General features: G+C 38.6%; 13 protein-coding genes. 8 read left to right on the forward strand and 5 right to left on the reverse strand.

The window, feature by feature from the left end:
* Positions 1 to 64 precede the first annotated feature (64 nt).
* The 8 genes from KO521_RS16585 to KO521_RS16620 all read left to right on the forward strand — a co-directional run bounded on the left by KO521_RS16585 (position 65) and on the right by KO521_RS16620 (position 10,729).
* Positions 65 to 2,566 carry a heavy metal translocating P-type ATPase gene (locus KO521_RS16585; protein WP_215941027.1) on the forward strand — a complete coding sequence of 834 codons (2,502 nt, stop codon included), beginning with the start codon at positions 65 to 67 and terminating at the stop codon, positions 2,564 to 2,566.
* A gap of 166 nt (positions 2,567 to 2,732) precedes the next feature.
* Positions 2,733 to 3,758, forward strand: coding sequence for a LacI family DNA-binding transcriptional regulator (locus KO521_RS16590; RefSeq protein WP_215941028.1), 1,026 nt, complete (start codon positions 2,733 to 2,735; stop codon positions 3,756 to 3,758).
* A 336-nt stretch (positions 3,759 to 4,094) separates the two neighbouring features.
* The gene (locus tag KO521_RS16595; RefSeq protein ID WP_215941029.1) at positions 4,095 to 5,174 is read left to right on the forward strand and encodes an isocitrate/isopropylmalate dehydrogenase family protein; all 1,080 of its coding nucleotides are present in this window, start codon (positions 4,095 to 4,097) and stop codon (positions 5,172 to 5,174) included.
* Between the two features lie 4 nt (positions 5,175 to 5,178).
* Positions 5,179 to 5,817 carry a cyclase family protein gene (locus tag KO521_RS16600; RefSeq protein ID WP_215941030.1) on the forward strand — a complete coding sequence of 213 codons (639 nt, stop codon included), beginning with the start codon at positions 5,179 to 5,181 and terminating at the stop codon, positions 5,815 to 5,817.
* A 6-nt stretch (positions 5,818 to 5,823) separates the two neighbouring features.
* The gene (locus tag KO521_RS16605) at positions 5,824 to 7,209 is read left to right on the forward strand and encodes a four-carbon acid sugar kinase family protein (RefSeq protein ID WP_215941031.1); all 1,386 of its coding nucleotides are present in this window, start codon (positions 5,824 to 5,826) and stop codon (positions 7,207 to 7,209) included.
* A gap of 4 nt (positions 7,210 to 7,213) precedes the next feature.
* On the forward strand, positions 7,214 to 8,482 hold the full coding sequence (locus tag KO521_RS16610) for an MFS transporter (RefSeq protein ID WP_215941032.1): 1,269 nt from the start codon (positions 7,214 to 7,216) through the stop codon (positions 8,480 to 8,482).
* Between the two features lie 9 nt (positions 8,483 to 8,491).
* A complete protein-coding gene (locus tag KO521_RS16615; protein WP_215941033.1) occupies positions 8,492 to 9,517 on the forward strand; it encodes a Gfo/Idh/MocA family protein in 1,026 nt (341 codons plus the stop codon).
* A 210-nt stretch (positions 9,518 to 9,727) separates the two neighbouring features.
* Positions 9,728 to 10,729, forward strand: coding sequence for an LLM class flavin-dependent oxidoreductase (locus tag KO521_RS16620; protein WP_215941034.1), 1,002 nt, complete (start codon positions 9,728 to 9,730; stop codon positions 10,727 to 10,729).
* 33 nt (positions 10,730 to 10,762) lie between these two features.
* Here the strand turns inward: KO521_RS16620 and KO521_RS16625 are convergent, their stop codons facing one another.
* From KO521_RS16625 to nirB, 5 genes are all read right to left on the reverse strand, one after another.
* Positions 10,763 to 11,350 (reverse strand): precorrin-2 dehydrogenase/sirohydrochlorin ferrochelatase family protein, encoded by a 588-nt coding sequence (locus KO521_RS16625; protein ID WP_215941035.1) that lies wholly within the window; start codon positions 11,348 to 11,350, stop codon positions 10,763 to 10,765.
* Positions 11,337 to 13,190 carry an ATP-binding protein gene (locus KO521_RS16630; RefSeq protein WP_215941036.1) on the reverse strand — a complete coding sequence of 618 codons (1,854 nt, stop codon included), beginning with the start codon at positions 13,188 to 13,190 and terminating at the stop codon, positions 11,337 to 11,339. The genes KO521_RS16625 and KO521_RS16630 overlap by 14 nt, the downstream gene beginning before the upstream one ends.
* Positions 13,191 to 13,219: 29 nt before the next feature.
* Positions 13,220 to 13,810: a DUF4202 domain-containing protein gene (locus KO521_RS16635; RefSeq protein WP_215941037.1), complete on the reverse strand. Its 591-nt coding sequence runs from the start codon at positions 13,808 to 13,810 to the stop codon at positions 13,220 to 13,222.
* Between the two features lie 99 nt (positions 13,811 to 13,909).
* The gene (gene nirD, locus KO521_RS16640) at positions 13,910 to 14,290 is read right to left on the reverse strand and encodes a nitrite reductase small subunit NirD (protein WP_215941038.1); all 381 of its coding nucleotides are present in this window, start codon (positions 14,288 to 14,290) and stop codon (positions 13,910 to 13,912) included.
* A 39-nt stretch (positions 14,291 to 14,329) separates the two neighbouring features.
* On the reverse strand, positions 14,330 to 16,846 hold the full coding sequence (gene nirB, locus KO521_RS16645; protein WP_215941039.1) for a nitrite reductase large subunit NirB: 2,517 nt from the start codon (positions 16,844 to 16,846) through the stop codon (positions 14,330 to 14,332).
* Positions 16,847 to 16,891: the final 45 nt, after the last annotated feature.

A 16,891-nucleotide genomic window follows, 5' to 3' on the forward strand; every position in this document is an offset into this window, starting at 1 on the left:
ATCGTAATTATATAAACGATTTGCGTTACCTCTTAGTAATTTTACACCCTAAAATTATGAGGAAATGACACATACCTATCATATACACGGAATGACTTGCAACGGATGTCGCAGTCATGTAGAACAGACGCTTTCTAAGGTTGCTGGTGTAACCAATGCTTCGGTAAATTTAGAGAAGGCAGAGGCTACTATTGAGATGGGATCTCATATCCCTATTGAAACTTTTCAAAAAGCGCTGTTAGAGGATGGGGGTTCATACAGTATTCATAATGCAGGAGAACATCAACATCATCCAGTAGAGAAAGCCCAAAAGCCAAAAGGTAAGGGAACCGGTGTTTTCTATTGCCCAATGCATTGTGAGGACGATAAAACGTATGATGAGGCTGGTGATTGCCCCGTTTGTGGAATGGATTTGGTGGAAGAGCAAAACTTAACGCCCACTTCTTCCGAGCAATGGACCTGCCCAATGCACCCCGAAGTGATTCACGATGAACCGGGAAGTTGCCCTATTTGCGGAATGGATTTAGTACCTATGAAGCCAAGTCTTTCCGCGGAAGAGAAAACGTATAAAAAACTTTCAAAAAAATTCTGGTTAGCGCTTGCTTTAACCTTGCCCATCTTCCTCATTGCCATGAGCGAGATGATTCCTAACAATCCGCTGTACGATATAATGGAGCAGAAATGGTGGAATTGGATTCAGTTTGGGCTTTCTATTCCTGTTGTTTTTTATGCCACGTGGATGTTCTTTGAGCGCGCCTACCGAAGTATCAAAACATGGAACCTAAATATGTTTACCCTCATCGGTATTGGTGCTGGGGTAGCTTGGTTGTTCAGTGTTTTTGGAATGTTGTTTCCAGACTTTTTCCCTCAGGAATTTAAAACGGAATCTGGCGCGGTACACGTTTATTTTGAGGCCGCAACAGTTATTCTTACGTTGGTATTAATGGGGCAAGTACTGGAAGCACGAGCACATAGTAAGACCAATTCTGCAGTAAAGGAATTGTTGAAACTTGCACCTAATAAAGCAGTCCGTGTTGTAGATGGAGTTGAAGAAGAGGTTTCCATTGATAAAATACAAAAAGGGGATACGCTACGTGTGAAACCAGGCGAAAAAATTCCTATGGATGGCGTTATTACGGAAGGGCAGACCACCGTTGATGAATCTATGATTTCGGGAGAACCTATTCCGGTTAATAAAGAGGAAGATGATAAAGTAAGTAGTGGTACGATAAACGGAAATCAGTCTTTCTTAATGAAGGCGGAAAAAGTAGGTAATGAAACCTTATTGTCCCAAATTATACAAATGGTGAACGACGCCAGTCGCAGTCGTGCTCCTATTCAAAAGTTGGCAGATACGGTTTCTAGTTATTTTGTGCCTGTTGTGGTCGTTATTTCAGTAATCACATTTGCGGTTTGGGCCATTTGGGGTCCAGAGCCTGCGTATGTATTTGCATTAGTTAATGCCATTGCTGTTTTAATAATTGCGTGTCCCTGTGCTTTAGGTCTTGCAACACCTATGTCTATTATGGTTGGGGTTGGTAAAGGAGCTCAAAACGGTGTATTGGTGAAAAATGCCGAAGCCCTTGAGAAAATGTATAAGTTAGATACGTTAATTGTAGATAAAACAGGAACTATCACCGAAGGAAAACCAACAGTGGAAGCTATTGGCACCTCAAGAAAAGATTATTCCGAAAACGAAGTATTACAATACATAGCCTCCTTAAATAGTTCTAGTGAGCACCCACTTGCTGAGGCAACGGTTAAATACGGAAAAGAACAAGATGTTGAAGTATTGAAAACAGAAAACTTTAATGCTGTAACAGGAAAAGGAGTAGAGGGAAAGATTAATGGCAAAAAAGTGGCATTGGGTAACATCAAAATGATGGAACATGTTAATGCGACTATAAGTACCGACTTTCAAAACGAGGCCAATGAGCATCAAAAGAAAGGCAAAACGGTATCCTATTTAGCTATTGATGAAGCGGTTGTTGGCTTTGTTGTTATTGGCGATAAAATAAAAGAAACAAGTGCCAAAGCTATTAAAGCACTTCAAGATAAAGGTATAGCGGTTGTTATGCTTACTGGGGATAATCACGATACAGCTCAAGCAGTCGCCAAAGAACTCGGTCTTGCCGACTTTAAAGCGGGAATGCTTCCTGAAGATAAATTAGCAGAGGTTAAAAAACTGCAGGAACAACGACATGTAGTAGCAATGGCAGGAGATGGTATTAATGACGCACCTGCATTGGCCAAAAGTGATGTAGGTATTGCCATGGGAACCGGAACGGATGTAGCCATAGAAAGCGCCATGATAACCTTGGTAAAAGGTGATTTGCACGGTATTGTAAAAGCAAGAAACCTAAGTGAAGCCGTAATGAAGAACATCAGGCAAAATTTGTTTTTCGCGCTCATATATAATACTATTGGAATACCCATTGCGGCGGGAATTCTGTATCCCGTTTTTGGACTTTTATTATCTCCAATGATTGCCGCATTGGCCATGAGTTTTAGTTCGGTATCCGTAATTGCGAATGCACTAAGGCTGCGAACGGTTAAAATTGAGTAGCACAAGGTGGTATAATTAAAGGATTGTTTGTATGAAAATGATACTAAACTGTCTATGAGCACCCTATTTTGTGCTAAATAAATAGTGGTTTGGAAAAACAGAATTTAGCTCAGGAGCTATACGATGGTAAATTTAAGTTATATTTGTCGCTCTCATTATTAGTGATTTGGACAAAAAACAAACGACCTTAAAGGATATTGCCTCGAAACTTAATGTTTCTATTTCTACTGTTTCCAGAGCATTACAAGGTAACCCCCGCATTAGCATTCAAACGAGGGAGAAAGTACTTGAGTTGGCAAAAGAGTACAATTATTTCCAGACCAAACACATAAATCCTTTTGCTAAAAAGAAAATACAGGCGGTGGGTGTTATTGTTCCTAGCATAAAGTACCACCTGTATGCTATGGCCATTTCCGGTATAGAAGAAATCTTGGAGAAACACCAAATGCAAATCATTATTTGCCAATCCAACGAGTCCTATGAGAGGGAGAAAATATTGGTGAAAGAGCTTTTGGATATTGGTGTATCAGGACTAATTGTGTCTTTAGCAAGTGAAACCAAGGAATTCGACCATTTTTTAGAAGCTAAGAAAAGGAAGATTCCATTAGTGTTTTTCAATCGCCTTTGTGATGAGGTTGAGTCTGATAAAGTTATCATTGACAATTTTAAAGCAGCTTACGATGCCACGCAGCATTTAATATCAGTAGGCTGTAAACGTATAGCGTATATTGGCGGACCAAAGATTTTACAAATTAGCTCAACACGACTTTTGGGTTATAAGAAAGCCCTAGTGGACGCCAATTTACCCGTGGAGGAGAAACTTATTGAAAGCACCAATTTTACGCGGGAAGGAAATTTAAGTACCGCAAGAAAATTGTTGTATTCACCTGAACACCCGGACGGTGTTTTGGCCTTTAGTGACCAAGTAGCCATAGGAGTAATGCTAGCAGCCAAAGAACGAGGTCTGAAAATGGCAGAAGACTTAGCAATTATCGGCTTTAATAATGAGCCTATAGATGAGCTTTTAGAGCCTTCACTTACCAGTATTGACCAACCTAGTTACCAAATGGGAGTAGAGTCCGCCAAACTGATTATAGACCGAATAGAAAACTTCGAGAAAGAAGTATCACGCAAAGTCTTGAAATCGGAATTGGTGATTCGTAATTCTACGAATAAGAATAAAGCTTTATAATATACTACCGCAAAAAATAGTGATAAAGCTTTTAAAGCTCTTTCTCCTCTATCAGGGAATGCCACTTCATATCTTCTATTTATATTGTTTTTTTGGCCTATTAAATTCATTCAAGTTGGCGGGTTTTCTATTGTTTAACTAAAAAAATTACCTCTACTCAAAAATAATAGTAATAGTGCAAATTATTGTTCATATAATATTTATTGCTCAAACTAGATTGCGGTTTTTCGGAGTTATGTTGCATTTTTAGCTATATTCGTTGATGTAGCAAGTAAATGAGATATTTGCGCAAACATTGCGCAAATGAAACTATAACTATCATTAGAAATCAGTAAAATGGAAAAAACATACAAAATAGCAGTAGTTAATGGAGATGGAATTGGGTCAGAAATAGTTCCTGCCGGTGTTTCCGTGCTTGATGCCGTTGCCGATAAATACGGATTTAAACTAGATAAGCAGGAATTTCCCTTTGGAGCGGGATACTTTAAGCAACATGGCAAGTTCATGTCAGATGATGCCTTAGAAACATTAAAGAAATTCGATGCTATATTTTTTGGTGCAGTGGGTCTGCCGGAGGTTGACGATACCTTGCCAGCTAGGGATTATACGTTTAGGGTAAGAACCTCTTTTCAACAATATGTGAACTATCGTCCTGTAAAATTATTTCCAGGAGTGGAAAGTCCCTTGCGTTATAAAACGGAAGAGGATATTGACTTTGTTGTGGTTCGGGAAAACAATGAAGGCGAGTTCGTTCAGAGCGGAAAAATAATGCATGGTGATAAACCTGGAGGAATGGCAATGGATACCAGTATTTTTACTAGGTTCGGTATTGAGCGTATTGCACATTATTCTTTTAAATTGGCACGTAAAAGAAACCATAAAGTCACTAACGTAACCAAATCTAATACGCTTATCAATAGCTTAGCGTATTGGGACAGCGTAATTGCAGAAGTAGCACAAGAATACCCTGATGTTGAATACAATAAAATGTATATTGATAACGCATCGGCGAGTTTTGTCTTGCGTCCAGAGATTTTTGATGTTATTTTGACTACGAACCTTTTTGGAGATATTTTATCCGACCTTGGTGGTGCAATTATGGGTAGTTTAGGTCTTGGGGGTAGTGGAAATATTAATCCTGAGAAGGATTTCCCGTCTATGTTCGAGCCCATTCATGGTTCTGCACCAGATATTGCAGGAAAGAATATCGCAAACCCAATTGGCCAAATTTGGTCTGCTGCAATAATGCTGGACCATTTAGGTGAAGCCGAGGCAGCAAAAGAAATAATGGACGGTATTGAAGCCACAACCGGGAAAGGTAACTTAACAAAAGACCTGCGTGGTACAGCTTCAACTTCTGAAGTTGCACAGAGTGTCGTGCAGTTTATTCAGACAAAAAAATTATCAACCATATAATATAATGATAGATAAAAAAGTCATTGACCTTACCTTGCCCATTCAATCGGGCGCCAAGGGCGTTTCCATAGAACAGGCTAAAACATTGGTTGAAGATGGCTGGAACGCAACTACGCTACACTTGTATTCGCATAGTGGAACCCACATGGATGCTCCGGTACATTTTGAGGTCAATGATCAGACTATAGACCAACTTCCGGTTGCGCGTTTTGTTTCCCAGGCATGGGTGGTAGACCTTACGAATATTAAGCCGAAGGAATCAATTACAATTGCCCATTTGGGAGCAGTTGCAGATAAAGTGCAAAAGGGTCAAAGTCTTCTTTTACGTACGGGATGGAGCAAAAAACTAGGTACAGATGAGTATCGTGATGCCTTACCAGGAATAAGTGTGGAGCTTGCCCATTGGTTGGGTGCTAAAGCCATAAATATTCTAGGGGTAGAACCGCCTTCCGTTGCCGATGTCAATAATATTCAAGAAGTAACTGAGGTACATAATATACTTATGAAAAATGATATTATTATAGCGGAAGGACTCACCAATTTAGAAGCGCTGTCCCAACCCCAAATCACCCTTGTAGCATTGCCTTTAAAGGTAAAGAATGGTGATGGGGCCCCTGCACGTATCATTGCAATAGAAAATTAGTGTTTTATGTTGCAGAAAGCACTTTTAAAATCGATTGAGGATGGAGATAGTCTAACTGGCTACGAAAGTGAAATTCGTGAAGAGTTAGCTAAAAATCCGAAGTCTGTTGTAATTTTAGATGATGACCCAACAGGAACACAAACGGTATATGGTGTTCCGGTTATTACGGAATGGACAGAAGAAATATTAGAGAACGAACTTTTGTTAAGCCCCGTATTTTTTATTCTTACCAATTCTAGAAGTTTGCAGGTTGATGAAGCAGATGCTTTAGGTGAATTACTGGGAGAACGTTTACAAAAACTAGCTGACAAACATCAGAAAAAACTAATTGTCATAAGCCGAAGCGATTCTACTTTAAGAGGGCATTATCCCAATGAGGTTAATGCATTGGCAAAGGGAATGGGTTTGGAAGGGGCTACACAAATACTGGCACCTTCTTTTTTTGAAGGAGGCCGCTATACATTTGATGATGTTCATTATGTAAAGGAAGGAAACAGCTTTATTCCTGCGGCAGAAACCCCCTTTGCAAAAGATAATACCTTTGGGTACAGGGCATCGAACTTAAAGGATTGGATAGTTGAAAAATCAGAAGGCAAAGTTACTCAGGAGCATATTACAAGTATTTCGGTGAAAGCGTTAAGAAACACCTCATTAAAAGAAATCAGAAATACGATAGAGGCACCTAATTCTAGCCATATTGTAGTTAATGCTACTTGTTATTCGGACTTACAGGTTATGGCATTAGCTATTTTAAAAAGTAATACTACAGTGGTGCTTAGAACCGCGGCCTCTTTTGTGAATGCAATTTCCGGTATTTCGATAAAATCCTGTTTGTCAAAAAGTGATATTTTAAAGAATCCATCTCCAAACGGGGCATTGATTATAGTGGGTTCCTATGTGCCAAAAACTACGGCCCAATTAGCTCATATTAAAGAGCATGGAGATGCTAATTTTTTAGAATTAGAGGTAACTAATATTTTTGATATTGGTGTTTTCTGCAAAGAATTAGTTGTATTAGTAGAAAAAATTGATGACTATCTTAGCAAGGGTGAAGACGTAGTGCTGTATACCAGTAGAAAGGTTTTAAAAGGTTCCACAAAAAGTGAGAGTTTAGAAATTGTAAATCGGGTTTCGAATGCACTTATATCCATCGTTAAAAAGCTATGGGTAAGTCCTAAATATATTCTGGCAAAAGGAGGGATTACCTCTAGTGATGTAGCTACTAAAGGGTTGAATGTACGAAAGGCGAAGGTACTTGGGCAGGTTCTTAAAGGCGTACCTGTTTGGCAATTGGGCCAAGAAGCAAAGTTCCCGAATATGCCGTACATCGTATTTCCCGGGAATGTGGGAGATGATATGGCTTTACATGAGTTAGTATCTGTATTGAAGTAAAAAAATGAAGACACAAGGCTATTTTCCGAAGCGGTATTTTATGGTTTTAGGCACGTTTTTGTTGGCCTTACTGCTTTATGTAGATCGTGTTTGTATTTCCGTGGCTAAAGAGCCTATTTCCGAAATGTTAGCGCTGAGCGATAAACAAATGGGATGGGTTTTGGCGGCTTTTTCCTTGGGGTATGCCCTTTTTCAGACTCCGTCAGGTATGTTGTCAGATACTCTCGGGCCTCGTAAAGTGCTTTCGGCTATTGTAGCTATTTGGTCTGTCTTTACAGCTCTGACCGGTGCGGCGTTTAATTTTATATCTCTTTTAGTAGTTCGCTTCCTTTTTGGAGCGGGAGAAGCCGGCGCTTTTCCAGGAATGTCAAGAGCTATTTACACTTGGATTCCCTTGCAAGAAAGGGGTCTTGTTACTGGTATTAATTTTTCAGGGTCTAGATTGGGGGCCGCATTCGCTCTTCCTGTGGTAGCTTGGATGATAGATGATTTTGGATGGAGATTTTCCTTTGTTATTCTTGGGTTTGTAGGTGTAGTTTGGGCGGTCGTTTGGTTTTTGTTTTTTAGAGATAAGCCAGAGCAACATCCATATGTTTCGGAACATGAAAAGGAGTTTATCCTATCTACAAGACAGCAGCAAGATATGAATGTTAAGACAGAGAAAATAAATATGGGCGACCTGTTGAAGTCAAAAAATATATGGCTTGCCATGGGGCAATATTTCTGTAGTAATTTTACCTTTTTCTTTGCGCTCACTTGGCTTTTTCCACATGTGAAAACTGAGTATGGCCTAAATACTATGGAGGCTGGTATTTACACCGCAATTCCTTTAATTTTTGGTGCTTTTGGAAATTGGACTTCCGGAGCCCTAAGTGATGTTATTTATAAAAAGGGGAATTGGGACCGGTCCAGAATCCTTCCTGCATCCATAGGATTTTTTCTAGCCGCTGTTGGGCTTATTGGAAGTATTTATATGGATAGCGTAGAAGGTGCTATTCTATTTTTGAGCATTGCTATTTTTGGTGCGGATATGACCTTGCCGTCATCATGGGCGTTCTGTGTAGATATTGGTAAAGAGCATTCCGGAGCAGTATCCGGAACAATGAATATGGCCGGAAATATAGGCGCGTTTTTGACCGCATTGGCATTTCCCTATCTACAGTCATGGACAGAATCTACCACCCCGTTTTTTGTAGTAGGAGCATTATTGAATACTATTGCAATCGTAATCTGGTACAATATGAAGCCTCAACGGCATTTTAGTACGTATTAAATAGGAAACATGGCAAAATTAAAGGGCGTTTGTATAGGAGCGGGATATTTTAGTCAGTTTCATTTTGAAGCATGGCAAAGAATAGATGAGGTTGAAATTGTTGGGGTTTGCGATTCTGTACAAGAACGTGCGGAGCAGATTGTAATTACCTATGGTTTTAAGAAAGCGTATACTAGCGTTGAGGAAATGTTTCTAAGTGAAAAACCAGATTTCGTAGATATCATAACTCCTCCAGAAAGCCATCTAGAGCTGTGTAAATTGGCGGTAACTCGTAATGTTCATATCATTTGCCAAAAGCCTTTAGCGCCCACCTTGAAAGAAGCAATAGAAATCGAATCCCTTGTCGCAGCATCGAGCGTTAGGATGATGGTGCATGAAAACTTTAGGTTCCAGCCGTGGCACCGAGAACTTAAAAAGCTTTTAGAGTTAAATATCATAGGTGAGAAGTTGCACACTATAAATCTTCGTATGCGTATGGGAGATGGTTGGCAGACTGATGCATATATGAATAGACAGCCTTATTTTAGAGAAATGGAGCGGTTGCTCATCTATGAAACAGGAATTCATTTTATAGATGTATTTCGGTATTTGGGAGGTGAAATTACAGAGGTTTATGCCAAGCTTAAAACGCTTAACAATAATATTAAAGGTGAAGATTTTGCTTGGGTAAATTTTGATTTTGCCAATGGCGGATTAGGTTTTTTAGATGCCAATAGATACAACGAAAACACGTCCGAAAATCCTCGGCTAACTTTTGGAACCGTACTTATTGAAGGAGATAAGGGAAGTTTACGCCTTTATGATGACGGCAAGATTACTGTGCAACTTTTAGGTAAGCAAGAGCACGAACACAACTATAGGTTTATAAAGAAGAATTTTGCGGGCGACTGTGTTTTTGCTACACAACAACATTTTGTCTCTAGTCTGGTCTCTCAAACCCCTTTTGAAACTAACGTTTCCAGTTACATCCCTAATATTTTGGTGCTGGAAAAAATCTATGAATCCAGCAAAAGGAGTGCGCCGATAAAAGTCTAATGTAAAATTTTTAAAAATACATTTTGATTCCGAATTGCATGCTGCATCGTACATTGTTTACGGTGTAAGGTTTACGGCATTGTGCCGACTTATATTTCCCTTTTCAAATGAACTTTTTAGAACGTGCTATTCTATATGGCCTTAGTTTTTGGTGTGTTCTTTTTTGAGTTGGAAAGGTGAATATTCTATAATTTTGAAGCTAGATCGAACATGAAAGAAATGAAAATACCATATTCCATATTAGAATTGGCAACAGTAGGTGCTGGTTTTAAACCAAAAGAAGTTTTCGATAACAGTCTTGAATTGGCACAAAAGGCCGAAGAGTTTGGATACAATCGTTTTTGGCTGGCAGAACATCATAATATGTTAAGTATTGCTAGTTCAGCCACTTCTGTACTCATGGGTTATATAGCCGGGGGTACCAAAAAAATACGTGTAGGTTCTGGTGGTATTATGTTACCCAACCATTCCTCATTGCTCATAGCGGAGCAGTTTGGTACCTTGGCATCACTCTATCCTGACCGTATAGATTTAGGTTTGGGAAGAGCGCCCGGAACGGACCAAACTACTGCAAATGCAATTCGTCCCGATAGAATGCAAGCGGTATATCGTTTTCCCGAAGAAATGCATAATATTCAAAAGTATTTTTCAAAGGATAATAAAGATGCAAAAGTTAGAGCACCTATAGCAGAGGGCGTAGATGTGCCTATTTATATTTTAGGTTCTAGTACGGATAGTGCCTATTTAGCTGCAAAAGAAGGGCTGCCATATGTGTTTGCGAGCCATTTTGCACCAGGGCATCTATTAGAAGCGTTGAATATATATTACAATAATTTTCAGCCTTCAAAATATTTGAAGGAACCATATGCTATGGCAGGAATAAATATAATTGCTGCTGATACCGATGAAGAGGCAGATACCATATCTACTTCTATGCTGCGCTTGATGCTTGGTGTTATGACCGGTAATATTGATTATATGCAACCGCCCATAAAAATGACTCCGGAGCTTAGGCAAATTTCTGTTGACCCTTCATTTCAACGTATGCTGAAATATGCATTCGTAGGAAGTAAAGCCACAGTTAAAGAAAAAACCGAAGAATTTATAAAACAAACGGGGGTAAATGAAGTAATTGCGGTTTCTCACATTTACAATCAAGAAGATAGAATCAACTCATTCCGGCTCTTTTCCGAGGCTATGAACGAAATGTAAAATAACTATAGATTAGGTTGCTTAAAAGGTAGCCTAATTTTCGTTTTTTTTGTTTACCAAGCCTTTGGTGAACTCGTTTAGTGTCTCTACTTTTTCTTCAAAATCTCCTTTAATGGTTTTTCTGAATTCATTGAGGTTTTTTACAAGGTCATCTATATTTTCAGGAATAACATCTTCAAAAAACTGACGTAAACGTTTAGCGGTTGTTGGTGATTTTCCGTTTGTGGAAATAGCCACTTTTACATTTCCCTTGGTAACGATTCCGCCCATGTAAAAATCACAAAAAGGGGGGTTGTCCGCTACGTTTACCAAGATGCTCTGCGCCCTGCAATCATGGTATACTTGTTCGTTTACCGGTACTTTATCTGTCGTGGCAACAACCATATGCTTTCCTGAGAGAAATGAAGGGTCATAATTACCTAGGTGCATTTTAATCCCAAATTCATTGGCCAATGCAATAGTTTCCTCCCTGAACATAGGAGATACCATTTCTACCTGTGCATTAGGGCTTGATTTTAGTAGAAAAGTCAATTTTTCTAAGGCCACGTTTCCACCACCCACAATTAAAATATTTAGATTCGATACTTTAAGAAATACCGGGTACAGTTCATTCCGTTCCATGCTCTTCTTCTTGTTTTTCTGTTTTATAATTAATGGTAACCCGTGTTCCTTCCCCTAGAATGGAGTTTATGAATAACCGTCCATTTATATAATCTATTCGCTCTTTCATAAAGAAGAGCCCCATACCGCCTTCGCTATTATTTTTAGGAACTTTCCCTAAAATAGAATCGTCAAAACCCTTACCATCATCATCAATAACAATACTTAGGATATCATTTTTATAATTAATGGTGACCAATATATAACTGGCTTCGGCATATTTAATGGCGTTGTTTACCGCTTCTTGTACAACTCTGTAAACATTGGTTTCGGCTAACGAATCAAACCTAATATGCTCGTCTGTCTTATTGTCGAAAAGAATTGTTTTACCTGTCAATTTTGAAAGCTCGGCAGTCATTTTTTGAAGCGCCGGAAAAATACCATGGTCACTAAGTTCAGGTGGGGTCAAATTAAAAGTAGCCGTACGTACACCCTTGATTAAATCCGATGTTAACGATTTTAGATACGCTATTTTTTCTTTCGTTTTTTCTTGGTTCTCGGGATCAATAGACTCAATATTGAATTTTAACGCAGTCAACATTTGGCCAATACCATCGTGAATATCTTTGGCAATACGTTTGCGCTCTTCTTCTTGACCTTCTACAATTTGGCTGGCTTGGACTTTTTTCTGAAGCATACGAGCCTCAAAATTCTGTTGCGTAAGTTGCTCAACCTTTATGCTGTTCTCCTTCCGTTCCGTAATGTCCGAACACAGAATTAGAATACTCTGCTGCCTACTGGATTGATGCATAGGCACTATGGACATATCCAGATAGAAATCTTTTCCTTCTACGGTGGTAATTTTAATTTCCTCCGTACGGATTACGTTTTTTCTATTACTTTTTAGGACTTCTCTAAGGTATTCTTGTTGGCCGGAGTCCGATGTTAAAATTTCTGCCAAGGGTTTATTTAGCTGATTTTCAGTAATACCTAACAAGTCGAGAAATTTTTTACTTATAAAAACAACGCTACCGTCTTTTCTGGCACTTGCGAATAGGGCAGCATTGTCTATTACAAAATTCAACTCTTGTAATTCTTGTAGGGATTTTTCTTTTTCCGAATACAGTTGTTGTACTTCCTGCGCACGGGCATCTGAATTTTCTTGATTCTGCATCAGCTCCCCAATGGTCTTCCTTATTTGTAAAGAAAGAGGCTTGAAGATGAACACAATCTCTAGTAGCAATATAAGGAGGGAAATACCAAGAAGTACGTATTCTTTTTGTTTTAGATTCTTAAGTTTCGATTTGCTGCGCTCATCATATAGATTTACGATATCGTCCATCAGATGTAGAAACCGATCTTCATTTTTCAAAACCACAGCAACATGTTGATCTAGATTTTTTTCGGAAAGACCGTTGTTATGATAGGAAAAAATTATGAATTCAGCTGCTTTTACCATAGCAGAATGATGAGGCTCAAGTTTGTGAAATAGGTTTAGGATTTCGCTATCATCTTCTTTGGGAAGTCCCTTGGCTATATCTCCATTTTGCAGTGCTTTATGGGAGTGTTTCCATATTTCAATGGTCTTTGAGAGCGCTTCTACCTTTGTCTCAATTTCACCATTGGGAAACTCACTTTTAATGAGTAACAATTCTTTGGTCAATTTTTGGCTATAAGCTCTTTGAAAACCCGCAACATTAATTACTCGGGAATCACTTAATTGGGAGTCAAGGTGATATTGAATTAAAATTTGGGAAACAATAATGGTTACGGCAATACCCGCTAACGCCCACAGGTACCACTTTCTGATGCTAAGGAAAGTTTCGGAATCAAGTGGTAATTGGGTTTTGTCTTTTGGCATGTTACACGTAATAAGTTACTGCCCTTAAATTAACCTGCTAAAGCCTTAGAGACCAAATCAAGTGAATTTTTAGAAAGGGGTAATTTTAATGCAGCCTCATGTCCCGCTTCGGACATTTTACGCCAAGTTTTTTGAAGTATATCAATAACCTTGGCCTCTTCATGGTCGGAAGCAAAAGGCTCAAAATAATGCTCTAAAAACACCAAACAGATTACATCTTCCAGTGTCTGGGTGTCTTCGTTTTTCTTTAATTGTTTTTTCTCAAGCAAGAAAGCCACCTTATCAATGGTTTCTTTTTCATAACCAACTTCCTCTAAAATGGAAGCGGCTTTCTCTGCATGGAACTTTTTTAGATCTTGACGCCATTTTAGGTATCCTGCACGATTCATTTCGTATGAATTCCTTGGAATTTCCCAACGGCAGATATGTTGACATCTAGCGGTTAATTGCAGAGCTTCAGATGCATTAGGTGCAAAATCATTCAGTTTTTCTGTCATTCTAGAAGCATAGAGCAGCTCTTTAGGATATGCCTTTCCGTTAAGGTTTTCTGTATTAGGGTCTTGCTCGTTCGCTTTGTCAAATTGTTGAAAGGCCAATGCTAGTTTATCGGGAGTTGCCATAGGTCTAATTTTGGCCTAAGATACAAATACCTTAAGACCTGTACAGATTCTTGGCTATAGCTAATGCAATCTTTTTTGAAGATCAAGCTTAAATACCGATTATTCTGAAAATCCAATACATACAAAGCCATTTTCTACTTTAACGGGATAGGTTGCAATTGCATCCAAATCGCCATTTAAATTTTCTCCATTTTCCAATGAAAATGTCTTTTTGTGTAATGGACAAGCAACCATAGGGATTCCTTTGTGGTCACCTATCATTCCTCTACTTAAAACCATCTCTTGTTTTTCAGGAGAAAGATTTTGGCAGGCGTACCATTTGTTTAATCTAGTAAAATTAAATACTGCGATTTGTAAATCTTTGTACTTAACACATGCACCACCATCTATAGGGAATAAATCTGTGCTAGCAGCTTTAAACCAAACTTTTACATCTTCTGGTTTAACGGTCTTATATTTATCGGAAACTATATTTATCATTTTAATTCTAATTTAGAAATAGGTTACTTTAAAACTTAGTTAGACCCACTTTTCAGGCATTTTCTGTTCTCTTAATGGAACAAACACTAAATTATCATCGTCTTCTTCGCTATTAACGAAGTGATTGAAACGTTTCATCGTTTCAGGGTTGTTAATAGCTTGTGTCCATTCACATTCAAACTTATTGACCAATGTTTGCATTTCATGGTCTAAGTCTTCGGCAATGCCTAATTTGTCTTCAATTATCACTTCTTTTAAATAATCTAGACCACCCTCTAAACGTTCTTGCCATGCAGCGGTTCTCTGCAAAGGTTTTGCGGTACGCATGTACAACATCAGATAACGATCTATATATTTAATGACAGTTTCATTATCAATTTGTTCCGCAAATAATTCTGCGTGTCGTGGTGTTGCTCCACCATTTCCACCAAGGTATAAGTTCCAACCACCTTCAACAGCAATTAAACCAAAATCCTTACCCCTTGCTTCTGCACATTCACGAATACAACCGGAAACACCACCTTTAATTTTATGCGGTGCGCGTATACCTCTGTATCTATTTTCTAGTTCAATACCAAAACTTACACTTTCTGCCATTCCGTAACGGCACCATGTTGAACCAACACAGGTTTTTACGGTACGCAAAGATTTTCCGTACGCATGTCCGCTTTCAAAGCCGTGAGCAATTAATTCTTTCCAGATCAATGGTAATTGATTTAGGGTTGCACCGAATAGATCAATACGAACACCACCGGTTACTTTGGTATATAAGTCATATTTTTTGGCAATTTCCCCTAAAGCGATCAACTTATCTGGTGTAATTTCTCCACCAGGAACACGTGGAACTACAGAATACGTACCATTACGTTGAATGTTTGCCAAATACCTATCGTTAGAATCCTGTATTGCATATTCTTTATTAGCGGTATCCGCATTTATACTTGCCATTAATGAGGCAACTACAGGTTTACATAGTTCGCAACCATGACCACCATTACCGTGGTTATCCAGTACGTCATTAAAAGTTTTATATTCTTTTACTTGAATTATTTTATACAAATCCTGTCTATTGAAATCAAAGTGTTCACAAATAGAGTCTTTAACTTCAATCCCCAAAGATTTTAAAGTTGCCTCAGTAAGGTCTTTTACCATTGGTTTACAACCGCCACAACCAGTTCCCGCTTTAGTACAACTAACAACATCGGCAAGGTCATTAGACTCTCCGCTTTCTATAGTGCCACAGATTTGGCCTTTTGTAACATTCTCACATGAACAGATTTGTGCCTCGTCCGGTAAATCCATTACATCACCAAATGACGCACCTCCTTCTATTGCCGGTAGAATCAATTGTGCCGGATCTTCGGGAATAGCCATTCCATTTAAGAATATCTGGTGTAACATACTATAATCGGTTGCATCACCAACTAGAATACCACCTAATAGTTTTTTGCCATCTAGGCTTACGTTAATTCTTTTATATAAGTGTTGTGTCTTGTTTTCGAAAATTATAGAATGTCCTTTTGATGCAGGCATAAAAGGTTCTCCAAAACTAGCCACATCTACCCCAATAAGTTTTAGTTTGGTAGACATATCTATTTCGTCTGGCATTAGGGTTTCCGTATATCCCAATATTTGATCTACAGCAACGCCTGCCATATCATAACCAGGAGCAACTAAACCATATATCATTTGGTTATAAAGAGCAATTTCTCCTATGGCATATATATTTGGGTCTGAAGTTTGCATTTTGTTATCTACAACAATACCGCCACGATTACCCATTTCTAAACCAGAATACTTTCCTAATTCGTCTCTAGGGCGAATACCGGCAGATACAACTAACATTTCAACATCTAAAACATCATCTTCGCCAAACTCCATTCCTGTTATAGCTTTATCACCTAATATTTGGTTGGTAGCTTTACTTAAATGAATATTTAATCCAATAGATTCTAATTTAAGTTGTAGTACTTGGCTACTCCTAGAATCTAATTGTCTTGGCATAAGTTTGGGGGCAAATTCCACAATATGAGGTTCTAAGCCCATATCCATAACGGCCTTCCCTGCTTCTAGCCCCAATAAACCACCACCAAGAACAGCTGCTTTTGCATTAGGGTTCTTTTCTTTGATTTTAGCGGCATAGGCAAGCATACCTTCTAAATCTTCTATGGTTCTATATACAAAAACACCTTCTTTCTCGACCCCTTTAATAGGTGGGACAAAAGCTGAAGAACCAGTAGCTAGTACTAAGTAGTCATATGAAAACTCACGATCTTTAGCTGTAATTATTTTTTTGTCTGTTCTATTGATGTCAGAAACGCGCTCACCAACAATTAAATCAATATTATTTTCAGAATACCAATCCGCAGGAGCCATCTCTAAGGCTTTGGCATCTTGATTTTCAAAAAATTCACTTAAATGAACACGATCATAAGCTGGTCTTGGCTCTTCGCCAAAAACAATTATCTTAAAATTCTTAGATTCTTCTTTTGCTGTGATTTTTTCACAGAACTTATATCCGACCATGCCGTTTCCGACAACAATAATAGTTTTCATAGGCTTCGATTTTAAACTACTTAGCAATATTACGTATAAATACGT

Origin of the sequence: Zobellia uliginosa, assembly GCF_018860745.1 — a bacterium.
Lineage (GTDB): Bacteria > Bacteroidota > Bacteroidia > Flavobacteriales > Flavobacteriaceae > Zobellia > Zobellia uliginosa_B.